The sequence below is a fragment of the Micromonospora sp. WMMA1996 genome (assembly GCF_002573675.1).
GTDB classification, from domain to species: domain Bacteria; phylum Actinomycetota; class Actinomycetes; order Mycobacteriales; family Micromonosporaceae; genus Micromonospora; species Micromonospora sediminicola.
Genome location: NZ_PDHU01000009.1, coordinates 100,295 through 124,589, shown reverse-complemented (window position 1 = coordinate 124,589; position 24,295 = coordinate 100,295). Strand labels below are relative to the sequence as shown.

General features: G+C 70.8%; 19 protein-coding genes. 5 read left to right on the top strand and 14 right to left on the bottom strand.

Translation table 11 applies throughout. From position 1 onward, the window contains the following. Positions 1-19 precede the first annotated feature (19 nt). The gene (locus COO58_RS29160; protein ID WP_098748113.1) at positions 20-886 is read left to right on the top strand and encodes an aldo/keto reductase; all 867 of its coding nucleotides are present in this window, start codon (positions 20-22) and stop codon (positions 884-886) included. 71 nt (positions 887-957) lie between these two features. After that, positions 958-2,550 (top strand): GMC family oxidoreductase, encoded by a 1,593-nt coding sequence (locus COO58_RS29155; protein ID WP_091573342.1) that lies wholly within the window; start codon positions 958-960, stop codon positions 2,548-2,550. Between the two features lie 42 nt (positions 2,551-2,592). Here COO58_RS29155 and COO58_RS29150 read toward each other — a convergent pair whose 3' ends face one another. The 4 genes from COO58_RS29150 to COO58_RS29135 form a co-directional block, all read right to left on the bottom strand. Next, a complete protein-coding gene (locus COO58_RS29150; RefSeq protein WP_098748170.1) occupies positions 2,593-3,405 on the bottom strand; it encodes an alpha/beta fold hydrolase in 813 nt (270 codons plus the stop codon). A 167-nt stretch (positions 3,406-3,572) separates the two neighbouring features. Continuing rightward, positions 3,573-3,836: a DUF6244 family protein gene (locus tag COO58_RS29145; RefSeq protein WP_091573340.1), complete on the bottom strand. Its 264-nt coding sequence runs from the start codon at positions 3,834-3,836 to the stop codon at positions 3,573-3,575. Positions 3,837-3,997: 161 nt separating this feature from the next. After that, positions 3,998-4,783 (bottom strand): hypothetical protein, encoded by a 786-nt coding sequence (locus COO58_RS29140; protein WP_098748111.1) that lies wholly within the window; start codon positions 4,781-4,783, stop codon positions 3,998-4,000. Further along, on the bottom strand, positions 4,780-7,296 hold the full coding sequence (locus COO58_RS29135) for an FtsK/SpoIIIE domain-containing protein (RefSeq protein ID WP_098748110.1): 2,517 nt from the start codon (positions 7,294-7,296) through the stop codon (positions 4,780-4,782). Before COO58_RS29135 ends, COO58_RS29140 begins: the two co-directional genes overlap by 4 nt. Positions 7,297-7,480: 184 nt before the next feature. On the opposite strand from COO58_RS29135, the gene COO58_RS29130 reads away from it, so the two are divergent. After that, positions 7,481-8,893 (top strand): alkaline phosphatase PhoX, encoded by a 1,413-nt coding sequence (locus tag COO58_RS29130; RefSeq protein WP_098748108.1) that lies wholly within the window; start codon positions 7,481-7,483, stop codon positions 8,891-8,893. A gap of 101 nt (positions 8,894-8,994) precedes the next feature. Here COO58_RS29130 and COO58_RS29125 read toward each other — a convergent pair whose 3' ends face one another. The 9 genes from COO58_RS29125 to COO58_RS29085 form a co-directional block, all read right to left on the bottom strand. Further along, positions 8,995-9,423 carry a hypothetical protein gene (locus tag COO58_RS29125; protein WP_098748106.1) on the bottom strand — a complete coding sequence of 143 codons (429 nt, stop codon included), beginning with the start codon at positions 9,421-9,423 and terminating at the stop codon, positions 8,995-8,997. Then, a complete protein-coding gene (locus tag COO58_RS29120; RefSeq protein ID WP_369700234.1) occupies positions 9,413-9,649 on the bottom strand; it encodes a hypothetical protein in 237 nt (78 codons plus the stop codon). The genes COO58_RS29125 and COO58_RS29120 overlap by 11 nt, the downstream gene beginning before the upstream one ends. 49 nt (positions 9,650-9,698) lie before the next feature. Next, on the bottom strand, positions 9,699-11,783 hold the full coding sequence (locus COO58_RS29115; protein WP_176559014.1) for an AIPR family protein: 2,085 nt from the start codon (positions 11,781-11,783) through the stop codon (positions 9,699-9,701). A 58-nt stretch (positions 11,784-11,841) separates the two neighbouring features. Beyond that, on the bottom strand, positions 11,842-13,320 hold the full coding sequence (locus COO58_RS29110; RefSeq protein ID WP_255292810.1) for a class I SAM-dependent DNA methyltransferase: 1,479 nt from the start codon (positions 13,318-13,320) through the stop codon (positions 11,842-11,844). A 23-nt stretch (positions 13,321-13,343) separates the two neighbouring features. Next, positions 13,344-14,744: a restriction endonuclease subunit S gene (locus tag COO58_RS29105; protein ID WP_098748100.1), complete on the bottom strand. Its 1,401-nt coding sequence runs from the start codon at positions 14,742-14,744 to the stop codon at positions 13,344-13,346. Continuing rightward, the gene (locus COO58_RS29100; RefSeq protein ID WP_141561967.1) at positions 14,741-18,232 is read right to left on the bottom strand and encodes a DEAD/DEAH box helicase family protein; all 3,492 of its coding nucleotides are present in this window, start codon (positions 18,230-18,232) and stop codon (positions 14,741-14,743) included. The genes COO58_RS29105 and COO58_RS29100 overlap by 4 nt, the downstream gene beginning before the upstream one ends. Before the next feature lie 114 nt (positions 18,233-18,346). Beyond that, positions 18,347-18,997, bottom strand: a complete 651-nt coding sequence (locus COO58_RS29095) for a hypothetical protein (RefSeq protein ID WP_218012430.1) — start codon at positions 18,995-18,997, stop codon at positions 18,347-18,349. A gap of 91 nt (positions 18,998-19,088) precedes the next feature. Then, the gene (locus COO58_RS29090; RefSeq protein ID WP_141561965.1) at positions 19,089-19,286 is read right to left on the bottom strand and encodes a hypothetical protein; all 198 of its coding nucleotides are present in this window, start codon (positions 19,284-19,286) and stop codon (positions 19,089-19,091) included. 93 nt (positions 19,287-19,379) lie between these two features. Beyond that, complete coding sequence (locus COO58_RS29085; RefSeq protein WP_176559013.1) at positions 19,380-19,967, bottom strand: TetR/AcrR family transcriptional regulator; 588 nt, start codon at positions 19,965-19,967, stop codon at positions 19,380-19,382. A 254-nt stretch (positions 19,968-20,221) separates the two neighbouring features. Here COO58_RS29085 and COO58_RS29080 point away from each other — a divergent pair, with 254 nt between their 5' ends. After that, the gene (locus COO58_RS29080) at positions 20,222-21,703 is read left to right on the top strand and encodes an MFS transporter (protein WP_255292809.1); all 1,482 of its coding nucleotides are present in this window, start codon (positions 20,222-20,224) and stop codon (positions 21,701-21,703) included. 69 nt (positions 21,704-21,772) lie between these two features. Here COO58_RS29080 and COO58_RS29075 read toward each other — a convergent pair whose 3' ends face one another. Next, the gene (locus COO58_RS29075; RefSeq protein WP_091573333.1) at positions 21,773-22,558 is read right to left on the bottom strand and encodes an SGNH/GDSL hydrolase family protein; all 786 of its coding nucleotides are present in this window, start codon (positions 22,556-22,558) and stop codon (positions 21,773-21,775) included. A gap of 188 nt (positions 22,559-22,746) precedes the next feature. Here COO58_RS29075 and COO58_RS29070 point away from each other — a divergent pair, with 188 nt between their 5' ends. After that, the gene (locus COO58_RS29070; protein WP_098748094.1) at positions 22,747-24,282 is read left to right on the top strand and encodes a M1 family metallopeptidase; all 1,536 of its coding nucleotides are present in this window, start codon (positions 22,747-22,749) and stop codon (positions 24,280-24,282) included. The last annotated feature ends 13 nt before the right edge of the window (positions 24,283-24,295 follow it).

Here is a 24,295-nt window from a genome sequence, read left to right as displayed (position 1 = left end):
GCGACACAGGAGGACCGTGATGGCCACCAGCACCCAGCCGGCGAAGGCGTCGGGCAGCTACCGGATCGGCGGTGACCTGCGGGTCGACCGCCTCGGCTACGGGGCGATGCAGCTCACCGGCCCGGGCGTCTGGGGCGACCCGAAGGACCCGGCCGAGGCGGTGCGGGTGCTGCGCCGCGCGTACGAGCTGGGCGTGACGTTCATCGACACCGCGGACTCGTACGGGCCGTTCGTCAGCGAGATGCTTATCCGGGAGGCGCTGCACCCGTACGCCGAGGACCTGGTGGTCGCGACGAAGGCCGGGCTGACCCGCTCCGGTCCGGGCGACTGGCGGCCGGTGGGGCGCCCGGAGTACCTGCGCCAGCAGTGCGAGCTGAGCCTGCGTCACCTGGGGCTGGACTGCATCCCGCTCTACCAGCTGCACCGGATCGACGAGAAGGTGCCGCTGGCCGACCAGCTCGGTGAGCTGGCGCTGCTCAAGCAGGAGGGCAAGATCCGACACATCGGGCTCTCCGAGGTGAGCGTCGAGCAGATCGAGCAGGCCCGGGCGATCACCCCGATCGTGTCGGTGCAGAACCTCTACAACCTGGCCGACCGCAGCGCCGAGGACGTGTTGACCCACTGCGAGCGCAACGACCTGGCGTTCATCCCGTGGTTCCCGATCGCCACCGGCAACCTGGCCCGCCCCGGTGGCCCGCTGGACGCGATCTCGACCAGCCACGGGGCCAGCCCCGCGCAGCTCGCCCTGGCCTGGCTGTTGCGGCGCTCGCCGGTCATGCTGCCCATTCCGGGTACGTCGTCGGTGGCGCACCTGGAGGAGAACGTGGCGGCGGCCGAGGTGGAGCTGAGCGACGACGAGTTCGAGGCGTTGGCGCACGCGGCCTGAGCCGGTCGGCCCTTTGCGGCGCGTGATCGAACAACTACCGTCAGAAGGATTCTCACGAGTGGGGGTCCGCTGTGGACGAGTTCGACTACGTCGTCGTGGGCGCCGGTGCGGCGGGATGCGTGCTGGCCAACCGGCTCTCCGAGGACCCGGGCACCCGGGTGCTGCTGCTGGAGGCGGGCGGCTGGGACCGCAGCCCGTTCGTCCGCGTGCCGAAGGCGTTCTCCCGGTTGATGGACGACCCGCGCACCGCCTGGCACTACCCGGCGACGATCGGGCCCGACCGGCGGGAGACCTGGCAGCGCGGCCGGATGATCGGCGGCTCGACCTCGGTCAACGGGATGATCTGGAGCCGGGGCGCGGCCCGGGACTGGGACGCGCTGGCGCCGCTGGGTTGGGGCTGGTCCACGATGCGGCAGGTGTTCCAGCGGCTGGAGGACCACCCGCTGGGCCCGGCACCGCACCGGGGCGTCGGCGGTCCGGTGCGGCTCTCCGTCGCCACCGGCACCGACCCGCTCGCCGAGGAGATGGTGGCGACCGGCGTCGGGCTGGGCTGGCGCCGGGTGGACGACCTGGACGCCGACGACGACGAGCGGATCGGCTACCCGACCGCCACCATCCACCGCGGACGCCGGGTCAGCGCCGCCGACGCGTTCCTGCACCCGTGCCGCAGCCGGCCCAACCTGACCGTCGTGGTCGAGGCGGTCGTGCTGCGCGTGCTGGTCGAGGGCGGCCGGGCGGTCGGCGTACGGGTCGCGCACCGGGGCCGGGAGGTCGAGCACCGGGCGGCCGGCGAGGTGATCCTCGCCGCGGGGGCACTGGCCACCCCGCAGCTGTTGCAGGTCTCCGGCATCGGTCCGGCGGACACCCTGCGCGCGGCCGGCGTGCCGGTGCTGCTCGACCGGCGTCGGGTGGGCGCCGGCCTGCGAGAGCACCGGTCCGTGGCGATGCAGTACCGGCTCGCCGGGCCGGGCGGCTACAACGCCCGGCTCGGCAGTCCGCTCGGGCAGGCCCGCGCGGCGCTGCGCTGGCTGCTCACCCGGGGCGGCCCGCTCGCGCTGCCGGTGCTCGACGTCGCGGCCCACGTGAAGTCCCGGCCGGAGCTGGACCGCCCGGACGCCCACCTGCTGATGGCGCCGTTCTCCGCCGCCCCGCCGCGTCCGGGTCGGGCGCTGGAGCTGGAACGGGAGCCCGGCGTGATGTGCCTGGGCACGGTGACCCGGCCGGACAGCGAGGGCCACCTCGCGATCACCGACGCCGACCCGCGTACCGCACCGGCGATCGTGGCGAACTACCTGGCCACCGTGCACGACCGGCGGGTGGCGGTCGACCTGTTCCGCCGGATGCGGGAGTTCTTCGGCGCCGGGCCGATCGCCGGGCGGGTCCGGGCGGAGACGGTGCCCGGGCCGGCCACCCGGACCGACGAGGAGATCGTCGAGGCGGCCGTCGCGCACGGCTACTGCGGGTACCACGCCATCGGCACCTGCGCGATGGGACCGGACGACGACCACGTGGTGGATCCGCGGCTGCGGGTGCGCGGCGTCGACGGGCTACGGGTGGTCGACGCGTCGGTGCTGCCGGTGATGGTGGCGGGCTGGACCAGCGCCCCGGTGACCGCACTGGCCTGGCGGGCGTCCGACCTGATCCTCGGTCGCGACCGGGGGTGAGCGTTCCGTTCCGGGCCCGCCCGTCGGCGGGCCCGGAACGGGTCAGACGGCGAAGCAGTTCGGCCGGATCTGCGCGTCGGCCAACGTCTGGCGCACCGCCGTGTAGGTGGTGCCGTCCAGGACCAGGCCGAGGTGCCCGACGATCCGCAGCGGGCACCACGCCTGCACCAGGATGTTGGTCGCGCCGTCGGCGAGCGCCGCGTTGTCGACCGGCCGGACCAGTTCGTCCTGCCAGGTGCGCACCGTGGTCCAGCGGACCGGGCCCGGCGTGTCGTCACCGGCGTTGAGGTCGGCGAGGAAGCTCGACCCGATGGTCATCTGCTGGCAGGCGACGATGCCGGCACAGCTGCCCAGCCCCAGGAAGTTGACGATGTTGGCGACGTAGGTGCCGTATTGCGGGCTGCCCAGGCTGACGTACTGGTCGACCTTGGCGGAGCCGCCGAGGAACTTGACGTACCAGCGGCTGACCAGGCCACCCTCGGAGTGGGTGACCAGGTCGACCCGGCTCGCGCCGGTGGCGGCACGGACCTGGTCCACGTAGGACGACAGCGCCCGGGCGGACTCGCGGATGTCGCCGAAGCCGAGGTTCGGCAGTTGGTAGATGGAGACCCGGTAGCCGTCGGCCCGCAGCCGGGCGGCGATCGGCTCGTAGGCGATGGAGATTCCGATCAGGCCGCCGACCACGACGACCGGGTCGGCCGCCGCGGCGGCGGCCCGGTCGGCGGCGGTGACGGTGTCCACGGTGGACGCCGTGGCCGGCGGGGTGGTGGGTTCGGCTGCGGCGTGCGCGGCGGTGGCCGGCAGGAGCAGGGCGGTGGCGGCGGTGGTGGCGGCCAGGATCGTTCGGAGCAGCATGGGCTGCACCTCCGGTGGGGAGGCACCCGGGAGACCCGGGAGGGACGGGTGGGATCCGATCGATCGTGGGAACGATGATGCGTGTCCGATTTCACACACGTCAATGGAAAGTTACGCGCCGGTAACCAGTTGTCGCGCCCTCCGCGCAAACCGGCATGCCGGGCGGCTCAGTTGCCGAGCGCCTGGACCTTCGCGATCGTCTCCTGCACGTGCTGCCGCGCCGGCTCCCCGCCCTGCGCCGCCTGCGCCAACGCCTGCCGATAGGCGTCGATGACCCCGATCAGCGGGCCGGCCGTGGCTCCCTCCAGCGCGCCGGCCACCAGCGCCCGCGCCTCCGCCGCGTCCTGGGCGGCGGCCGCGGTGCGCGCCTTGGCCTCGTCCAGCTTCTGCGCCGCCGCCGCCAGCCTCGCGATGATCTCCGCCGCGCTCACAAGCCCTCCCCGCTCCCGCCCTCCCGACCACCGCGCAGCCTACCGCCCGCCGCAACCACGCCACGCTCGTCGATCTTGGAGTTACGGCGCCCAGGAAATGAGGTTTCGTGGCTTTTCTGTGGTGCCACAACTCCAAGATCGACGAAGCGGGCGGGCAGGGGTCAGCGGAGGAGGCGGAACAGGACGAGGTAGAGGCAGAACAGGGACGGGGAGACCAGGGCGCAGATCACGAAGCCGAGCGGAACGTAGCGGCCGGCCGGGGCGGCCCCGTCGTCGATCACCGGGCGGCCCCACCGGGCCAGCACGAGCTGACCGGCCACGAAGGACATCAGCGGCACGCCGGCGCAGGACAGCGCCGCCACCAGGTCCATCCCGGACACCGGCAGCGGCGAGCCGACCAGCGCGGCCAGCATGAGCAGCGAGCCGACCAGCGCGCAGCCGCCGTACACCGCCACCGCCCGTGCCGGCGCCGACCAGGTGGGCAGCAGCACCGGCGTCCGGGCCAGCGCCTCGGCCTCCTGCCCGTGCCGGTCGGCCTCGTCGGCGAGGCGGCCGGCCGCCGCCAGCTCCGTCGCCGGGTCACCGGCCCGCGGCTCCGGCACGCTCCCCCCGGGATACGCCCCGACCTCCGCCCGCCCCGGCGCGGCGGCTGCGCCGCCGGTCACCCCGTCCCCCGGTCCGGAGCCCGTCGGCGGCCCCGCCGACACGCCACCGGCCGGCACCGCCGGGGCCGGCACCTCGGCCGGAACCGCACTCATCGGCACCCCGATCGCCTGCCCGAACTGCTCCAGGCGCCGCCCCTGCGCGGCGAGCCGCTGCCCGAGCGTGTCCACCCCGGTCTGCAGCCCGCGCCGGCGCTCCGCCTCGGCGGCGATCGCCCGTTCCCCGCCGCGCTGCCGGCCGGACAACTCCCGGATCAGCGCCGCGTAGTCGTCGAACCCGCTCACGGCTGTTCGCTCTCGCCGGCGAACGGCACGATCAGGGCGGTGCGGTGCTCGTGCCGGTCGACCAGCAGGGCGCGGCCCTCCCGTGGGGTGTAGGCGAGGTCGTGCGTGCCGAGGTGCAGGCCCAGGTCGGCGGCCGGCACGTTCAGCGCGACCAGGGCGGTCACGTCGTCGCGGTGGCCGCTGCCGCCGAGGTCGTCGGCGAGCCGGCGCAGCCCGCGCCACCAGCCGAGCACGTGCACCCCGCGCGCCGGGCCGTGGCGCAGTACCGCGCGCAGGTCGTCGTACCCGGAGCGGAACGTGCCCGGGTCGGTCGCGCCCAGCACGCCGGCCGCGGCGTCCATCCCGAACCCGACCAGGTAGGTGCGGCCCGCCGTCGGGGCTCCGCCGCCGGCCGCCTCGGCGAGGTGGGCGCGCAACCCGTCGACGTCCAGCCGGCGTACCGGGTGGCCGGCCGCGGCCAGCGTCATGGCCAGGTCGTCGGCGACGTCGGTGGTGCCCGGCGCCAGCGGGGCGAACAGGAACCGGGCGCTGCCGGGAGCGTGCTGCCGGGCCAGCGAGAGAGCCGCCGACCGGAGCACGCCCGCGCCGCCGGCGGCGGTGCCCACCACCGCCAGGTGCCGGCCCGGGCTCGCGTCGAGGGCGAACCCGGCGGCGCTGCCGGCGACGTCGACGACGCGGCCCACCAGCGCATACGGCGGGTCGGCGCCGGGCGCCAGCGCGGCCCAGGCGGGGTCGTCGGTGAGCCGGGGCGTCTCGTGGCCACGGAAGACCGTCGGCGGGTGGGAGCCGTCGGGTCGGGCCGCGTGCAGCTCGTGGCGCAGCGCCGCCAGCTCGGCCGAGGCGGCGTGCGCGTCGGGGAACCGCACCTCGACGTCCGCGCCGGGCGCGCCGGCGGAGGTGTTCACCACGGCGGTGCCGACGGTGAGCCCGCGCGCCGCGTCGTTGCGCGGGTCCAGCACGGCGTCCCCGCCGGGCAGCGCGACGCGCAGCGGGAACTGACCGAAGATGGCCTCGGCCCGGCCGTAGAGCGCCTCGATGCCGGTGGCGCTCTGGCTGGCCAGCACCAGGTGCAGGCCGTACGAGCGGCCCTTGCGGGCCAGCTCCTCGATCAGGTCGACGGCCTGCCGGGCCAGCGCGTCGTTGCCGGCGAACAACACGTGGAACTCGTCGACGACGGTGACGATCCGGGGCGGCCGGGCGTTCGGCGGCAGGTCGGCGAGTCGGCTGACCCCGTGGCGTTTGAGCAGGTCGGCACGGCGGCCCAGCTCGGCGCGCAGCTCGCGCAGCACGGCGACGCCGTACTCCCGGTCGGACTCGATGCCCACCGCGCGGGCGTGCGGCAGCCAGGACGGGTCGCGGTCGGTGGGCACGAACTCGGTGAAGCTGACCCCCTCCTTGAAGTCGAGCAGCATCAGCCGCAGCTCGGCCGGGGAGTAGCGGGCCGCCAGCCCGTAGAGCACGTCGAGCAGCAGCACCGTCTTGCCGGCGCCGGTGCGCCCGCCGACCAGCCAGTGCGGGGTGGCGTCGTCGAACGCGACGGCCAGCGGCCGACGGCCGGCGCGGCCGAGCGTGGTCCGCAGGCCGGTGGCGGCGGAGGACGTCCAGCGCTCCGCCGGGAGCAGGTCGGCGAACGTGACGACGTCCTGGTCGACCGCCTCGGCGTAGCGGCGGGCCAGCGCGGTCACCGCGGCGTGCGACGGGTCGCCGTCGAGCACCACCGGCGCGGCCAGTCCAGTGCCGTCGGTGCTGAACGGGCGCCCGGGCGGATCGCCCACGAGGGTGTAGCGCTCGGTGAGCCGCAGCTGGGTGGTGGCGCCCAGCGGCGGCGCCGTGGTCACTCCGGCCGGCGGGTGCCCGGCCAGCAGCACGCACACGGCCGCGGCCGGGCCGGCGTGGGTCAACGCGGCCAGCCGGGCCAGTTCCCGGGGCGCGGGCGCGGACGCGGCGACCACCACCAGCAGCTCACGGTCCTCCGGTGCGCTGCGCTGGGCGGCGCGGGCGTGCCGTTCCGCCGCCTCCAGCAGCGCGGTCGTCTCCGCCTCGGTGGTCGCCGCCGGGCCGAGCACGCCGACGTCGTGCAGCGGGCGCAGGGGCAGGAAGGCCGCGCCGAAGGCGGCCTGGTCGATGCCGACCACCCGGACCGCGCCGGCCGGGGCGGCGGTGAGCAGCCGCACCACCACCGCGCGCAGCAGCTCGCCGACGCGCGGGTCGCGGGCATCCGCGTCGACCGCGAGGTGGGCGCCGGCCCCCACCGGCACGAGGACCGGGAACGCGCCGTCGACCGTCCGGGCCTCGCCGAGGCGTACCGGGACGGGGTGGGTGGCGACGCGGGCGGTGCCGGGCACCGCGGCGGCCATCTCCCCGCCCAGCCGGGCCAGCCGCGCGACCAGCGCGGGGCTGCCGACGGGCGCCGGGCCGGCGGCGCCGAGCATCCGCCGGGCCACCTCCCAGTGGCGCAGCGCCTGCCGGTGTCGGTCGACCGCCTGCCGGTACGCCGCCGCGAGCCTGCCCACCGTCCGCCCTCCGACGCCGTCTGCGATCGAAGGAACCCTAACGGACGCGCGCCGCACCGGCACGGGACGCTCGGCACCCGAGGTTCGTCCACTGTTCACCCCGGGTCGCACGGCCGGGCCGCCCGCCGTTCCCCCGGCGCGGATTGCCTGCCAGTGCAACCCGTGTGCACAGGAAGGCGACGACGTGACCTCCTCTCCCCTCTCCCGGCGGTCCCTGCTGCGCGGCAGCGCGGCCGGTGGACTCGGCATCGTGGTGGCCGGCAGCCTGGACGCCATAGCCGGCCCGGCGGCGGCCCGGGCCGCGTGCCGACCAGCGGTCGGCTACGGCGACCTGGTGCCGGACCCGGCCGGCCTGCTGGCCCTGCCGCCCGGTTTCTCCTACACCGTCGTCGCGCAGGCGGGGGTGACGCTGCTGGAGTCGGGGCAGCCGACCCCGAGCGACGCCGACGGCACCGGCTGCTTCCGCGGCCCGCGCGGATCGGTGCTGGTGAACAACCACGAGATCGGCGGCGACGAGCCGTACCCGGTGCCGGCGCTGCCCGGCCTCACCTACGACCCCGGCGCGCGCGGCGGCACCACCACCATCGAGGTGGACCGGCACGGCCGGCGGCTGCGCGAGTACGTCAGCGTGGCCGGCACGCACAACAACTGCGCCGGTGGCATCACGCCGTGGGGCACGTGGCTGACCTGCGAGGAGACCGAGCAGCGGGCCGGCGGTCAGTTCCTCAAGGACCACGGGTACGTCTTCGAGGTCGACCCGCACGACCGGTCGGCCAACCAGGACCCGGTGGCGCTGCGGTTCCTCGGCCGCTACGCGCACGAGGCGGTGGCGGTCGACCCGTACACCCACTCGATCTACCTGACCGAGGACGCGAGCGGCCCGAACGGCCTCTACTTCCGGTGGACGCCGCCGCCCGGCTTCCGGGGTGGCAAGGGCGCGCTGCGGGCGCTCGCCCAGCGGCCGGACGGCGCCACCGCCGGCAGCCTGGCGGCGATGCGCTGCCTGCGCGGCGACGGGCACGTGGCGGACCTGTCCGAGGCCACCACGCCGGGCACCCGGTACCGGGTGGAGTGGATCGAGGTGCCGGACCGGGACGCCCGTACCGTGTCGGTGCGCAAGCAGTTCACCGACGCCGAGGTGACCCGCAGCCGCAAGCTGGAGGGCGCCTGGTGGGGCGACGGCGGCGCGTACTTCGTGGCCAGCTACGCCCGGCGCAGCGACGGCAGCGTCAACGAGCACGACGGCCAGGTCTGGTTCTACGACCCGCGGCGGCAGACCGTCACGCTGAAGACCATCTTCGGGGTGAACACCGACCCGGAGGCGGACCACGGCAACTACGACGGGCCCGACAACATCACCGTCTCCCCGTACGGCGGGGTGATCCTGGCCGAGGACGGCGAGGGCGTGTCGCACCTGGTCGGCGTGACCGAGCAGGGCAAGGCGTATCCGCTGGCGCGCAACGAGCTGAACGACAGCGAGTTCACCGGCCCGACGTTCAGCGCGGACGGAAAGATCCTCTACGCGAACATCCAGTCCCCGGGCTACGTCTTCGCGATCACCGGCCCGTGGCGCCGCCCCAGCAACGCCCACCCCTGACCTCGCCTCTCCCGCCGACTCTCGTCGATCTTGCACTTGCTGCCCCGGCAAAGGGCGCATGAGCCGCGTCTTGTCGACCCGAAGTGCAAGATCGGCGGGAGCTAGCGGGTGCCGGCGGGTGTCCGGGTGACGTTCTCGGCGATCGCGCGGAGCGTGGTGGGGTCCGCCGCTCGTGGGTCGGCCAGGACGTCGACCGCCACCCCGGGCTCGACGAGCCAGAACGCTTCGGTGTCGCCGGCCAGGGCCGGGCCGTCGGGGTGGGCGAAGTCGACAAGCTCCCAGGTGGCGGTGTCGCGCTCGTGGTAGTCGGCGAGGAAGTCGCGGACCGCGCCCAGGTCGGTGAGTCGGTCGCCCCGCAGCACGTGCACACGCAGGTCGACCCGGTAGCCGTCCTCGACCTGGCGCTCCCAGACGCGGGTGGCGAAGCGGACGTCCTCCCACTCGGTGGCGAAGTCCGACACCTGCTCCCCGACCTCGGCCGGCAGGTATCCGATGTGGAAGCCGCTCAGTTCCCCACCGTCACGTGTCACCCCGACTCCCCACGTAGATCTTGGAAGGAACGGCCCCCGGGAGAGCCCTCAGCCTCCAAGATCTCGAAGCGTCCCCACTACCGCGACTCGGGACGCTCGGCAACGAAGCCTTCGACCCCGGGGCGCTGATCGCCTTGGGCACCACAATGGCCGACACACCATGCTGACGGCACAGCTCCGAGGTCGACGGCAGCTTGTCTCCCGGCGCGAGCGCAACGGAACGGATCTCGACGCGGATACCTCAACTCCTAGCGGACGCGCGCACTCTGACGGAGCTATTCGGGTTCGGTGGCACGGATATCGTCAGCAATACTGGCGAGTGAGCCGAGGCTGGGGATGAACCAGCGTGTGGTGCCCTGCACAGCTCGCGGGGGCTCACCAGGAGCGGCTTTCAGCATCTGCATGGTCAGTCCCGTGGGCGAGTACTGCTTGCGGTCCGCTGCCCAGAGCAGTGGGCGTCGTCGGTCGTTGACCCAGGTGGCCTGTCCTCGACTCGGATCCTCGGCGATCCACGGCAGAAGCGCCTTGCGTTCTGGCCCCGTGACCGGTCGGAACTCCACAGGCGAGCCGTCGGGAACCCGCCCCGAGTTCACAATCACGGCAACGGCCGCCGCCCTACGCTCGGTCTCCTTCGGAGCTGGCCGATACTCGGGAGGGAGATTAGGACGCGCTGAACCGCTCTGGATGGATTCCAGAGCACGACCGACGAGTTGACGGCACTTCTGCGGGTGCTTGAACGTCACCAGGGCTGAACTGTTCGGATACTCCGCGTCGAAGTGGTGGATGAGCCAGTCAAGCGCAGCGTCCGTGAGCGCCGGTACCCGACGAATCACGCGTTCCCAGTCCTGATGCTGTTCATCCATCGACTCACCCCCGATCGTCTGCATGACGAGGTGTGCGGTGAGCAGATCGCCATGTTCGGCTACCTGCGCTGCTCTGCCCTCCCTCAGCTTGTTGCCCTCGCTCAGGTGAGCCAGCGCAGCCCTGAGGACGAGTACCGACCGCCAGACCCGGTAGGCACTCGGCTGTGTGCCGAACAGTTGGTGGTAGCTGCCGTGTGCGCCGAACTCCCACAGGAGTTCCTGGTTCTGCTTGGCGCGCATCGCCAGCTCAGGATTCCGATGCGCACAGGAGAGAGCCGTGGCCGCCTCCACTATCGAGCAGCCCGCGTCCGGCGAGGGGTCCACATCGCCACGCTTGTAGACGTAAGTTTTGTGCAGCGACAACGCGAAGTCGTCACGCAGTCTGGCCTGCCGCTCGTCGAGCGCGGCATAGTCACGGGCCTGAACCTGGTTCTGCGTGTTCGTCGCCTGTGTCACCGCCGTCGCGAAGCCCTCGGGGCAGTCCTCCAGTGAGATCAGTCGAACCCAGATCCTGCCAATCCCGGCGACGTCGGGGGCTTGCCGGACGCCGGCATGCACGGCAGCCACGGTCTGGGCACCGTTGACCACGGTCGCGCCGGTCAGCACAAAGTCCCCCGGCCCACCGGCGGCGTTGGCGAATTTCGCCGTGCGCCGCACACTGTCGCAGAGCACGGTGATCCCGTTGTTGAAGTACCAGAAGTGATCGGGGCGCTTGGTCAAGGTCTCGGTGATGCCGCGGTTGACTGTGGTCAGGCCGAGCGATGTGCGGATGTTCTTGGCGAAGAGACGGTCTCCGTGCTCTTCGTACCAGCTCGCCACCTCGCCGGCGTACATCGTGCCGTAGTAGGCCTTGAACGGTTCGGGAACGGAGGCGCATCCGTCCAACCGGGCGGTGAGATCGATCTTGGGCTCGCCGATGCCAGCCCGTACCAGGTCGTGGAAGTCCTTCAAACCAAGGATCTTCACGTCCGTCATCGGTTCCGTTTCCTGACGCGCCTGGTCGAGGACGTAACCCACCGCGTCGGCGAGCGCCGGACGGCCGAGCAACGCCACGACAAGCGTGATCTTGATGTCACCCTCACTGAAGGCACGGTCCACGGTGTCGGCCAGCGCTTGGAACCGCTTATTGAAGCGGGCGTATTCCTCCTTCAACAGCAGATCGAAGCCCTGTTTGAACTTGAGCGCACTGGCCTGGTCCAGGGAGGCGTTACCCGTGTCGCTCCATTTCGCTTGAACGAGCCACACATGAGGCACATCCTCACTGACCGCAACCGCGTCGATACCCCAGTCGTCGAATCCGTCGATGACAGCCATCGCGGCCTCGGCCGGTCCGATCCCGGCGAGGTGCTGTACCGCCATCGCCGCCAGCGCGCGCGATAGGAACACCTGCTCGCGGTGCCTTTCGGGGGCCTTGGCATCCACATCGCTGAGGTCGATGTGTTCCTCGAACTGGCGCACGAGCGCTTCGCGCACATGCCGCACCTGAAGCGGGTTCATCTGCGTTCGTCCTAACCGCTGGGGGTGGAGGGAGGAATTCGACGGCGTCGTCGGCCGACTACTGGCCCGGGGCAGCGAGGGTGGATGGCTTGGCATTCAACGCGTCCGCGATGGCAGCGAACTCCACGAGAGCTGCTTGCAGGTCGTCAACGATCTCCTGGGCGATGATCTCGGGTGGCAGTAGCGAATCCGCGTCCTCCAGCGAAGCGTCCTTGAGCCAGGTGATGTCGAGGTTGACCTTGTCCCGGGCGATCAGCTCCTCGTAGGAGAAGGTTCGGAACCGCTCGGTCTCGACTCGCTCGGCGCGGTCCTTGCCTGGCAGATAGCAGTCGACGAAGTCCTGGAGGTGATCACGACGCAACGGGTTCTGCTTGAGCGTGAAGTGCTGGTTGGTGCGAAAGTCGTAAACCCAGAGTTTCTGGGTCCACGGCTCCTCACGGGCGCGCTTGCGCTCGAAGAAGAGCACGTTGGCCTTCACACCGCCCGCGTAGAAGATGCCGGTGGGCAACCGCAGCATGGTGTGTAGGTCGTACTGCTTGAGCAGCCGACGGCGGATGGTCTCCCCCGCGCCGCCCTCGAAGAGCACGTTGTCGGGGAGCACGACGGCGGCCCGACCGTCGATCTCCAGCAGGGAGGCAATGTGCTGGACGAAGTTGAGCTGCTTGTTGGCGGTGGTGGCCCAGAAGTCGCCTCGCTCGATCTCCCGTTCCTCCCGGCTGGACCGGCCGTCCTCGCCGACGACTCGAATTGAGGAGCTGCGGCCGAACGGCGGGTTGGCCAGCACCAGGCTCACGCGGCGGGCGGGTTCCTTGCCGAGCGCGTCCCCGACCGTGATGAGGGACGGTCCGTTCGGCGTGCCGATGCCGTGCAGCAGCATGTTCATCGCCGCAAGGCGAGCCGTCCCGTCAACCAGCTCGGTGCCGGTGATCGCGCCGTGGGCGAGTCGCCGCCGCTGGTCAGGAGTGAGTGCGGCACCGTGATGCCGCTGGATGTACTCGTAGGCGGCAAGCAGGAACCCACCAGTGCCGCACGCAGGGTCGGTGATCCTGTCATCTGGCGTGGGCAGCATGCAGTCGACCATTGCGGCAGTCAGCGCTCGCGGAGTGAAGTACTGCCCCGCGCCGGACTTGGCGTCCTCGGCTCCCTTGGCGAGCAGTTCCTCGTAGGCGTCACCCTTGACGTCGACGCCGGTGCCCGACCAGGACTCCTTGTCGATCAAGTCCACGATCAGGCGCTTGAGCTTCGCCGGATCCTGGATCTTGTTCTGCGCCTTCCGGAAGATGGTGCCGAGGGTTCCGCCCTCTTTGCCCAGCCCGGTCAGGATGTGCCGATACTGCACCTCCAGCGCGTCGCCTTCGGCGTCGAGTAGCGTCTGCCAGCTCAGCTCATCCGGCACGATCTGCTCGGGCTTCAAGGGTCGGCGGGCTCGTTCGTCAGCCATCTTGAGGAACAGCAGGTACGTCAACTGCTCAACGTAGTCGATGGTCGAGACACCGTCGTCACGTAGGACGTCACAGTAGTTCCACAGCTTCTGCACCAGTCGGCGGGAACCTACATTGCTCACAGCGGCAGCGCCTCCTGCTGATAGTTGTCACCAGTCACCTTGGTCGGCGGAGCCGGCAGCTCCTTCGTGGCACGCACGGTGCGCGCCCTTTGCTTTGGAGGCATGGCTACTCGTTCGGTCCGGACACGAGCGAGCAACGCCGAGGCCGGCTCATCGTTTGGATCCTGAGGCACAAGCTGGCCGGCGAAGGCGGCTGACAGGAGCGCCTTGCTCAACTTCTCACCCCGTCGAGCGGCGCTCGCGACGTCGCCCCGCAGCCGATCCACCATCTTGAGCCGAGACGAAGCTTCGGCCGCGATTCGCGTTTGATCGACAGCATCAGGAATAGGGATACGAGTCTCCAGAAGGGCCCGCTGCGATATGTTTCGCATTGAGTCTTTGGTACCTGTAGCTTTGGCCGATATCTGGCGGCGCACAAACGGCGAAGCAAGTAGATGGAGTAGCCAATCCTTGTCAACATCCGACTTTACGCGCAACCGAAGACTCTTATCACTTAGCAGCAACCTCTGCCGCAGCACTCCTACCATCACCGGCGCACCGACATAGGCGGACGTGTTCGCCCGACTGATCAGGATATCGCCCGAATGAATTTGGTTTGCGGCATCAATAACACGACCTTCAGGGACGGCCTTGTTTTCCTCTGGCCGGAACTCACCCCACGTCATTGCACTTACCTTGATCACACCCCACTCATCAGGTCGAGCAGGCCGCGGATGGCAGCTGAATGACTGGCCAGCTTCTACAGAGGCGATTACATCCCCGAGGATCCCCCAACGCCAGCCAGCAGGAAGGCTGTGATCAGCGTCGGCGCCACCGAGAACGGAAGCCTGCCGAAGAGAGCGAATCAGGTTGTGCGATCTGACGGAACCTCGCTCAAGATTTATCCGGCCTGCCGTTGCATGCGACAGCAGCCTTTCGAGGACAGCCACGATCCGACGCTGCTCAGCGAGCGGCGGAATTGGAACCGGAAGCTGAGAAAGTGCCCGCTCGTTAATTTTCGGAAGCACAGTGCGCGCCTGACGCGCAGCGGCCGCCTGAGTAAATTCAGAGGTAAGCATCCAATAGAATAGAAAGCGCTGATCGATGAAGCAATCAATTGGATACATGTCGGCGCTACATAGGCCGTCAAAGTTGACGTCTACAACCTTTGATAGGTACGGACGGATTTTCGAATATAGCAACTGACCCGCGAAAAAGCGATGCTTTGGACTCGTAACGCCATCTTCAACAACTGTGCGGTACGCGAGGAGTCGGCCGCTTCCAGATTCGATGTGGTTAGGTGCGATATGCGGCATCGCAGGAAAGTCGGCTGGATCTACCAGGTTCGAGGCAACGGAAGCAACTTCACCGAAGGTCGCCCACCTCCACGAGGCCGGAATACGGAATGGCTCGGTCATGCAGAGATCTCCTCGTTCAGCTCGGTCAGCAGCGACTCAGCGCGCTCACCGAAGGCGCCCGCGTACCCGTCGATCCCACCCCGCTCGGTGAACGGCGCGCCCTCCAGGTCATCCGGGCTGATCTCCACGCTGACCGCTATCACGTCCTTGATCCTCTCCAGCCACCACGCCTGATCGGTAGTGAACGTAGCGCCCGACTGCTCCTGTCGGAGCAGCCACCCACGGAAGCGCTCCTCGACGAGACTGCGGTACGGACGCAGCTCCTGATCCAGCCCCAACTCATACCGGACGAGGCTGACAAGGTCGGTGACGCCCCGGTTGCCGGGTGCCTCGGCGGTGCGCCCGAGCAGCACGTACGACTTCCACAGCGACTCCGGCGTCCATGCCTGCGGCGGCCGGGCGATCCGCGCCGCCAACTCCTTGAGCTGCTCGTAGCCCACCCGACCCCGGCCGTCGTAGAAGACCTGCAACGCGGTGATCTCGTCGCGGTGCTCCTCCAGGTAGTCGTGCCAGCTCTTGACCGTGACCTGGGCGCGCTCCTCGGCGGGGACACCCTTTGCCGAGATCAGCCGGTCGGCGTTCACCTCGTCGATGGTGATGTCGTGGGCCCGGCGGATCTCCAGGATGCGTTCCCGCAGCGGCGGGTTCGCGGCCAGCGGGCGCAGCGCGCCGGCCAGCAGGTCCCGCACGGCAGCCGGGCCGGCCTCGGTCGCCGGGTTGAGCTGTTCCGGGGCCACCGCGTCGGTCAGCCCTCGCACGATGTCCTTCAGCGGTTGGCCTGCGAGGTCGGCGAGTTCGGCCCGTTCGTCGTCGGTGAGCTGCTGATTGAGTCGGGCCAGCCGTGAGGCGAGCGTCGCCACCTCGTCGGCGTCGGCGGTCAGCGTGCCGGCCTTGCGCAGCAGGTCGCGCAGCGAGATCTGCCGTTCGGTGTGCCGCTGCAACGGGACCGCCTCGTCCAGTTCGGCCTCGGTGACGCCGACCGCATCGACGATGACGAAACGGTCCTTGACCTCGGCGTCGGGCGTGACGGCCTGGAAGTCGGCCGCGTCGATGGTGCGGGCGCCGCGTCCCTTCATCTGCTCGAAGTAGGTGGAGCTGCGTACGGGCCGCAGGAAGAAGACGCACTCCAACGGCCGGACGTCGGTGCCGGTGGCGATCATGTCCACGGTCACCGCGATCCGCAGCTCGGGACTGTTGCGGAACGCCTGGATCAGGGTGTCCGGGTTGTCGCCGTCCCGGCGCGAGGCGTACGTGATCTTCTTGACGAAGTCGTTGCCCCGGCCGAAGACGTACCGGACCATCTGCACGATCTCCTCGGCGTGGTTGTCGTCCCGCGCGAAGATCAGCGTCTTCGGCACGGTCGAGCGGCCCGGGAAGATCTCCTCGAAGAGCTTCTCGCGGAACGTCTCCAGCACCAGCTTGAGCTGACCCTTCGAGATCACCGACCGGCCGACCTGGCTGCCGCCGTACGTGAAGTCGTCCTCCAGCTCCTGGTAGCGCTCGGCCCGGGTGCGGCGGTCCCGTAGCGGCACGACGGTGCCGGCCTCGATGTCCGCACCGCTCTCGGTGATCTCCGTCTTGATCCGGTAGACGTCGAAGTCGACGTTCACGCCGTCGGCGACGGCCTGCTCGTAGGTGTACTCGGAGACCAGGTTCTGCTGGAAGAAGCCGAGCGTCTGCTTGACCGGCGTGGCGGTGAGGCCGACCACGAACGCGTCGAAGTACTCGATGACCGCCCGCCACTTGCCGTAGATCGAACGGTGGCACTCGTCCACCACGATCAGGTCGAACGTCTCCGGCGGGAGCTGTGGGTTGTACCTCACCTCGGCCGGCTCGTCCAGGTCGTAGCTGTCGTAGGCACGGTCGTCCAGGTCGACGTCGGGCAGCTCGACGCCGCGCAAGGCGCCGTAGAGGCGCTGGATGGTGGAGATGACCACGGCGGACGAGTCGAGCATGCCGGTGCCGGAGAGCCGGTCGACGTTGTAGAGGTCGGTGAACTTCCGCCCGTCGTCGGGCGTCTGGTAGCCGGCGTACTCCCGCAGCGTCTGCTTGCCGAGGTTGTTGCGGTCGACCAGGAACAGGATCCGGGCGGCGCGGGAGTGCTTGAGCAGGCGGTAGCTGGCGGTCACCGCGGTGAACGTCTTGCCCGCGCCGGTCGCCATCTGGATCAGCGACCGCGGCCGGTCCTCGGCCAGCGATCGTTCCAGCCCGGCGACGGCGTCGACCTGCGCGGGCCGCAGACCGAGCCGGTCCAGCGCCGGCATCCGCCGCAGCCGGGCCCGCAGCGTCGGCGCGGACGGATCGTCGTCGGCCTCCCGCATCCACCGCGCGAGGGTGGCCGGTTGATGAAAGGCGAAGACCTCCCGGGTACGCGGAAACGGGTCGAGCCGGTTGACGAAGGCCGTCTCCGTGCCGGTGGCGACGTATCCGAACGGCAGCGGCTCGTCCCGCCGCCAAGCGCTGAGCTTCTGCGCCGGGGTGAGCCCGCTCAGGTAGCGGTCGAGCTGCGCCTCCACGCCGCGCGGGGCGGTGCCTTCCCGCTTCGCCTCGATCACGCCGACCAGTCGCTGGTCGACGTAGAGCAGGTAGTCGGCGCGGCCGGTGGCGAGCGTCACCTCGCGGACGGCGACGCCGGTGGCCGCGAACAGGTTGATCTGGTTCTCGTCCTGTACCACCCAGCCGGCGGCACTCAACTGCCGGTCGATCTCTCCCCGGGTCTGCACCTCGTTGAGCGGTTCGTGGGAGGCGCGGCGGGCACGCGCGATGAACTCCTCCCGCCGGGCGGCGGAGACCCGTGCCGGCTTCCGCTGCTCGGCGGCCCGCTGCGCCTCGTGCGCCGCCGGCTCCAGGCTCGCCACCAAGGCGGCAGCCTCACCCTGGCGAGCACTCGCCGCTCGGACCGCCTGTTCCGCCGCCGCGTGCGCGTCGGCCTGGGCCTGCACCAGCGACGGCTTGCCGTCGAGCAGCAGCTTGGTCTGCGCCAGTTCGTTCTTGTAGCGCTCGAGTTCGGCCTGGAGCGCGTCGGCGACGCTCTGGGGCACCTGCTGAGGGGGCGGTGTGGGCGGCACGAAGCCGATCGGTGCGCGGTCGCCGGTCAGCGCGCGGTGGAACCAGACGCCCAGCTCGAAACACGTCCGCAGCAGCTCCAGCGCCGCGCGCACCTCGCCCAGGTGATCGTGTACGGCGCGGTTGCCCTGATCCCGCAGCCGGTCGAACGCACGGTAGATGTCCGGGACGAGGGTGCCGTTGGCCTGGAGCGCCTGCACCCGGTGGAAGAACTTCTCCGACTGCGGCCGGGCGTCGGTGCGGCGCACCAGGTCCTTGGCCAGCTCGTCGCCGAAAGCGCGGATCTTGAACATCGCCGCCTGGGCGTCGACGTAGACGAGCAGCTCGGCGCCCGCGCCGTACCAGACCAGGAGCGGATGATCCTTGAGGAAGCCGAAGTTGGCGGACTGCTCTGCCAGACGTCGTACCTGTCGCTGATCCACAGCTCTCCACGCACATAGCCGACGGATGAACACGTCAGGATATGGAGGATCACTCTGGAGCGCAGCCCCCACCACAGGCTGTGTCGCCTTTCCGACCGTCGACGCCGAACACGATCAGCGACGGTTGGCCGGTCCGCTACCGCTCGGGCTGTTGCCCGGAGGACGCGAGCGAGGTGTGATCAGTCGCGAGATCTGCGCTCGCAGGCCGTGGTCGTCCGGCGGCACGACCCGGTAGCCCAATCGCTCCAACTCGGCCATCGCGGTGCCGGTGTTGCGCCGGACGACCGCCGCGATCTGCCGGCGTCGGTAGTCCCGACGGGTCGACTCGATCAGCTGCTGCCACCCGCTCTTGGCCTCGACAAGCCCTTCGATGATGAGGCACTCGAGGACGTCCTCCAGCGCCGGGCGGAATCTACGTCCGCCGACCGGAAGGTGGATCTTGCTCAGCCCGCCGGTGCCCTTACGCCCCAACTCGGAGAGGAAGGTTTCGAAGGTGGGATGAGTGGCGCATACCTGCAGGTGCGCCTCGGTGTATTGCTCCTTGTCGCGCTGGAAGTCGTAGTGCAGCAGCGGCTCGGGCGTGTCACCGAACTTCAGCGCACAGTAGGACGCCTCGATGGTGAGGAACCTGCCTTCGTCCTGGTCGAGCGCGAGAAGGCACTGCACATCGAGCCAGATGCTCGTGCGAGCCGCCGAGCGCATGCGTACCGGCTTCGATCGGAGCCCGACGAGGTCGGTTCCGACGACGGCCTGCCCGGTTGCCACTCGCGCCACGACCCGCGCGTTGTCACAGACCGTTTTGTTCAGCAGACCCTGCAGCGTTTCGGCGAACGTTCGAGCCTGCGGCCCGAGCGCACTACGGCCGCGTGTTGCCAATGGACATCCAGAGCTTCTGGGCTTCGACCGAGCAGAAGTCGCGCCGCTCCGCCATGTCGGCGAGCTGTCCGTACGTGAGGTGCAACTGGTCGAGTTCCTGCTCGACCGCGACGCGCCACTCGTCGTCACTCATCTCGATCACGAGTGAGCCTGGCATCTGGTAGGGGGCACTGGTCACCGCAACCTCCACCTCACTCGATGTCCGTAAACGCGATGTTAGGCAGAAGACAAGATCCTTATCTACCCGGCGCGTCCTTCCGGCTACTTTTCGTCACGATCGGGCGGGTGTCGCCGGTGGGCGCAGGCCGTCCAGCGCGATCGTCAGCACCCGGTCGCGCTGCGCCGGGTCCGGGAACTGGTACGCCGCGAGCCCGCTGATCAGCCGCACCACGTCGTCGAAGTCGGCGTCCGGCCGGGCGGCCCCGGCGGCCTGGGCGCGGCGCAGCAGCGGCTCGCCGGCGGCGTAGATCTCGGTGCGGCAGCTGCGGAACACCTCGGAGTCGTGCACCAACTCCTCGGCCAGGGCCCGCTTGGTGGCCACGTAGGCGACGAACCGGTGCAGCCAGCCGACCAGGGCGTCCCACGGGGCGAGGTCGGCCAGGTCGGCGGCGGAGGCGCTGAGCGCCCGCACCTCCTCGACGTAGACCGCCTCGAACAGGTCCCGCCGGCCGGGGAAGTTGCGGTAGAGCGTGCCGATGCCCACGCCCGCCCGGCGGGCGATCTCCTCCAGCGAAGCCCCCGCGCCGCACTCGCCGAACACCTCGCGGGCGGCGGCGATCAGCGCGTCGTAGTTGCGCCGGGCGTCGGCCCGCTTCGGGCGGCGCGCGAAGACCTCGTCCCGCTGGTCGGCGCTGGTCATGACGCGCGTCACCTCTCCCTCCCGCTTGCAACCGGAGGCATCCCTCCGCTACGTTGGTGGAGGCACCCCTCCGGATAGCGTACTCCGGACTTCCCGGCCGCGTCCGGCCGGCGTGGGTGACCGAAACCGACCCCGGACCCCAGGAGGTCCCGCCATGCCCGCTGTTCGCTGACCACCCGCGACGACCCGGCCGCCACCGCCGCCCCACCCGCGCGAGCGGCCACTCACCTCGTACCGAACGGAAGTTCTCCCACATGATCGACACACCCCGGCGCGGCTCGCGCCGGATGACGTTCCTCGTCCTCGCGGCCGGCACCGGATTCTTCGCGATGCTCCAGTCGCTGATCACCCCGGTGCTGCCCACGATCCAGCACGACCTGCACACCTCGCCGAACACGGTGACCTGGGTGCTGACCGCCTACCTGCTCTCCGCGTCGATCTTCACGCCGATCCTCGGCCGGGTCGGCGACATGATCGGCAAGGAACGGACGCTGGTGGTCTCGCTCGCCGCGCTGGCGCTGGGCTGCCTGCTGGCGGCCGTCGCGCCGAGCATCGGCGTGCTGATCGCCGCCCGGGTGGTCCAGGGCATCGGCGGCGCCGTCTTCCCGCTGTCCTTCGGCATCATCCGGGACGAGTTCCCGGCCGCCCGGGTGAGTTCGGCGGTCGCCTCGATCTCGGCGGTCGTCGCCGTCGGCGGCGGGCTGGGCGTGGTGCTGGCCGGCCCGATCGTGGCCACCCTCGGCTACCGCTGGCTGTTCTGGATCCCGCTGGTGGTGGTCGGCCTGACCGCGGTGGCCGCGTACCGGTTCGTGCCGCCGTCGCCGGTGCGCACGCCGGGCCGGATCAACTGGCTCAGCGCGCTGCTGCTCTCCGGCTGGCTGGTGGCGCTGCTGCTGCCGGTCAGCAAGGGCGCCGCGTGGGGCTGGGGCTCCGGCCGGGTGGTCGGGCTGCTGACGCTGGCCGTGGTGCTGGCGGCGGCCTGGCTGGTCGCCGAGGCCCGGGCCGGGAACCCGCTGATCGACCTGCGGATGATGCGCCTGCCGGCGGTCTGGACGACCAACCTGGTCGCGCTGCTCTACGGCGCCTCGATGTTCTCCGTCTACGCGTTCCTGCCGCAGTTCGCCCAGATCCCGACCAGCGCCGGCTACGGCTTCGGCGCCAGCGTCACCCAGGCCGGGCTGCTGATGCTGCCGATGCTGGTCGGCATGTTCGCCGCCGGTCTGCTGGCCGGCCGACTGGAGTCCCGGTTCAGCGCCAAGGCGCAGCTGAGCACCGGCGCGGCGTTCAACGTGGCGGCGGCGGCGATGCTCACCGTGGCGCACGACACCCGGTGGGAGGTCGGCGTGGCCGGCGGCCTCGTGGGCCTCGGCATCGGGTTGGCGTTCGCCTCGATGGCCAACCTCATCGTGGCCAGCGTGCCGGCCGCACAGACCGGCGCCGCGACCGGCATGAACGCCAACATCCGCACCATCGGCGGCGCGATCGGCGCGGCCCTGGCCAGCGCCGTGATCACCGCTCACCCGCAGGCGAGCGGGTTGCCCCGGGAGGCCGGCTTCACCGCGGGCTTCCTGCTGCTCACCGGCATCTCGCTGGCCGCCGCGCTGGCGGCCCTCGCGGTCCCCTCCGGGCGCCACGCGCGACCTCGACGGCGGCGGCTGGGACCGGTGTCGGGCGTGACCGGCGCGCCGGTCGTGGCGGCGGAGACGGTCGGCAGCCTGGCGCCGGCGGGCCGCTGACCCCCGTGAGTTGTTAAAAGGGGGCCCCTCCTCTACAGAATGCGTTAAGAGGGGCCCCCTCCTTACACCTCAGCCGATGGCGGCGGTCAGCGCGGCCAGGTAGCCGTAGCGGTAGCCGCTCGCGTTCGGGTGGTACGCCTCGATCACGCCGCTGACGTCGCGGATCCACGGCTCGGCCGCGCAGACACCGTGCCCGGTGAAGTACGGCCGGGCGTCGACGAAGGTGGCCCCGGCCGCGCCGGCCCGGTCGGCGGTGACCCCGTTCAGCACGTCCGCGGCCTGGTTGAGGATGGTGCGCTTGTAGCTGCTCATGGCGAGCAGGCCGCAGTATCCGGTCTCGAACAGCCGCGGGTAGCCCAGCACCACCAGCCGGGCGTTCGGGGCCCGCTCGCGGATCGCGGCGTAGGTGGCGTCGAGCCGGCCGGGCAGCGTGGCGGTGGCGAACGCCTTGGCCCCGGCCACCGCGCTCTCACAGCTCGACGTGCTGCCGAAGCGGCAGCTGGTCATCACGTCGGCGAAGCCGGCGTCGTTGCCGCCGATGGTGATGGTGACCAGCGTGGTGCTCGCGCTGAGCTGCCCGACCTGGTTGTTGCGGACGTCGGCGGTGACCGCGCCGCCGCAGGCAGGGAACCGGAAGCTGGTGACCGCGTGCGCCGCGGCCCAGAGCGGGGCGTACGACTTCTGGCTGCGCAGGCAGGTGGAGAGGTCGTACGGCCCGGCGCCGACGCCGGAGGAGTAGGAGTCGCCCAGGGCGACGTAGTTGACGGTGGCGGCGCGGGCCGCGCCGGGCAGGAGCACGGCGCCGAGGACGGCCGCCAACACCGCGGCGAGGGCGGTACGGACGCGACGGGACATGACAGGACCTCCACGGGACAGGGGTGGTGGAGCCCGTTGACCGCGCGCGTGGCCGAGGGGTCGTGCTTGTTACTAGTCGGTAATGCTATCGAAACATTCGCAAGAATTGAATAGCTGCCGACCCAGATCCGTTTACATGCGTCGATTAAGTTGGCCGGTGCGTACACCCGACGGAGGGAGTCCCACCCGTGCGACGCGCACTCACGGCGGCGATCGCCGCCCTGACCCTCACCACCGCCGGCACCACCGTGACCGGCGCCCCCGGCCTGGCCGCCCCGACCGGACGGGGCGGCCCGCAACCCGCGGCGGCGACCCCGACGCCGGGCGGCCCCGGGCTGGGCGACAGCTACTTCCCCGACTACGGCAACGGCGGCTACGACGTCGACCACTACGACATCCGGCTGCGCTACGAGCCGTTCACCGACCGCCTCAGCGGCACCACCACGATCCTGGCCACCGCCAGGAAGGACCTGTCCCGCTTCAACCTCGACTTCGCGCTCGACGTCGAGTCGGTCCGGGTCAACGGCTGGGTCGCCACGTTCGCCCGGGCCGGCGACCACGAGCTGGTGGTGACCCCGGCCCGGTCCCTGGCCAAGGGCCAGCAGCTCACCGTCGTGGTGAAGTACGCCGGCGTCCCCTCGCAGACGACGGTCTACGGCTACACCGGCTGGACCCGCACCGCCGACGGAGCGCTCGCGGTCAACGAACCCGAGTCGGCCTGGTGGTGGTATCCGAGCAACGACCACCCGAAGGACAAGGCCACCTGGGACATCTCGGTCTCGGTGCCGACCGGTGTCGAGGTGGTCAGCAACGGCGTGCAGCCGCGCGACCCGCTGCCCGAAGCCGGCAACCGCACCCGGTGGAGCTGGCGCAGCGTGAAGCCCGGCGCCACCTACCAGGCGTTCCTGGCCATCGGACAGTACGACATCGTCACCGACACCGCACCGAACGGGCAGCCGGTGGTGAACGCGTACAGCACCACGCTGGGCGAGCGCGGTCCGGCGGCCCGGGCCAGCATCGAACGCACCGCCGAGATCGTCGACTGGGAGAGCGGGCTGTTCGGCCCGTACCCGTTCGAGGCGCAGGGCGGCGTGGCCGGGCCGGTCGACGGCATCGGCTTCGCGCTGGAGACGCAGACCCGACCGGTGTACGGCCCCGGCTTCTGGCGGCGCGGCGCGAACCCGTACGTGGTGGTGCACGAGAACGCGCACCAGTGGTTCGGCGACTCGGTCTCGGTGGCGGCCTGGCGCAACATCTGGCTGAACGAGGGCTTCGCCTCGTACGCCGAGTGGCTCTGGTCGGAGGAGCAGGACGAGGGCACCGCCCAGGAGCTGTTCGACTTCACCTACTCCAGCTACCCGGCCGACTCGGAGTTCTGGCAGGTGCTCCCCGGTGACCCGGGCGCCGAGCGGATCTTCGACGACGCCGTCTACGACCGGGGCGCGATGGCGCTGCACCAGATCCGGTTGGCCGTCGGCGATCCGGCGTTCTTCCGGATCCTGCGCGCCTGGACCGCGCAGCGCCAGTACGGCAACGGCACCATCGAGCAGTTCCAGGCGCTCGCGGAGCGCGTCTCCGGTCGCGACCTGGACGCGGTGTTCACCACCTGGCTGTTCACCGCCGGTCGCCCCGAGGTGGGCGCCACCGCGCGGGCGACCTCGGCCCCGGCCCGACCCGCCTCCTGGGCGAAGATCCGGGCCGCGCACGACCTGCTCGGCCGCTGACCGGCACCGGCCG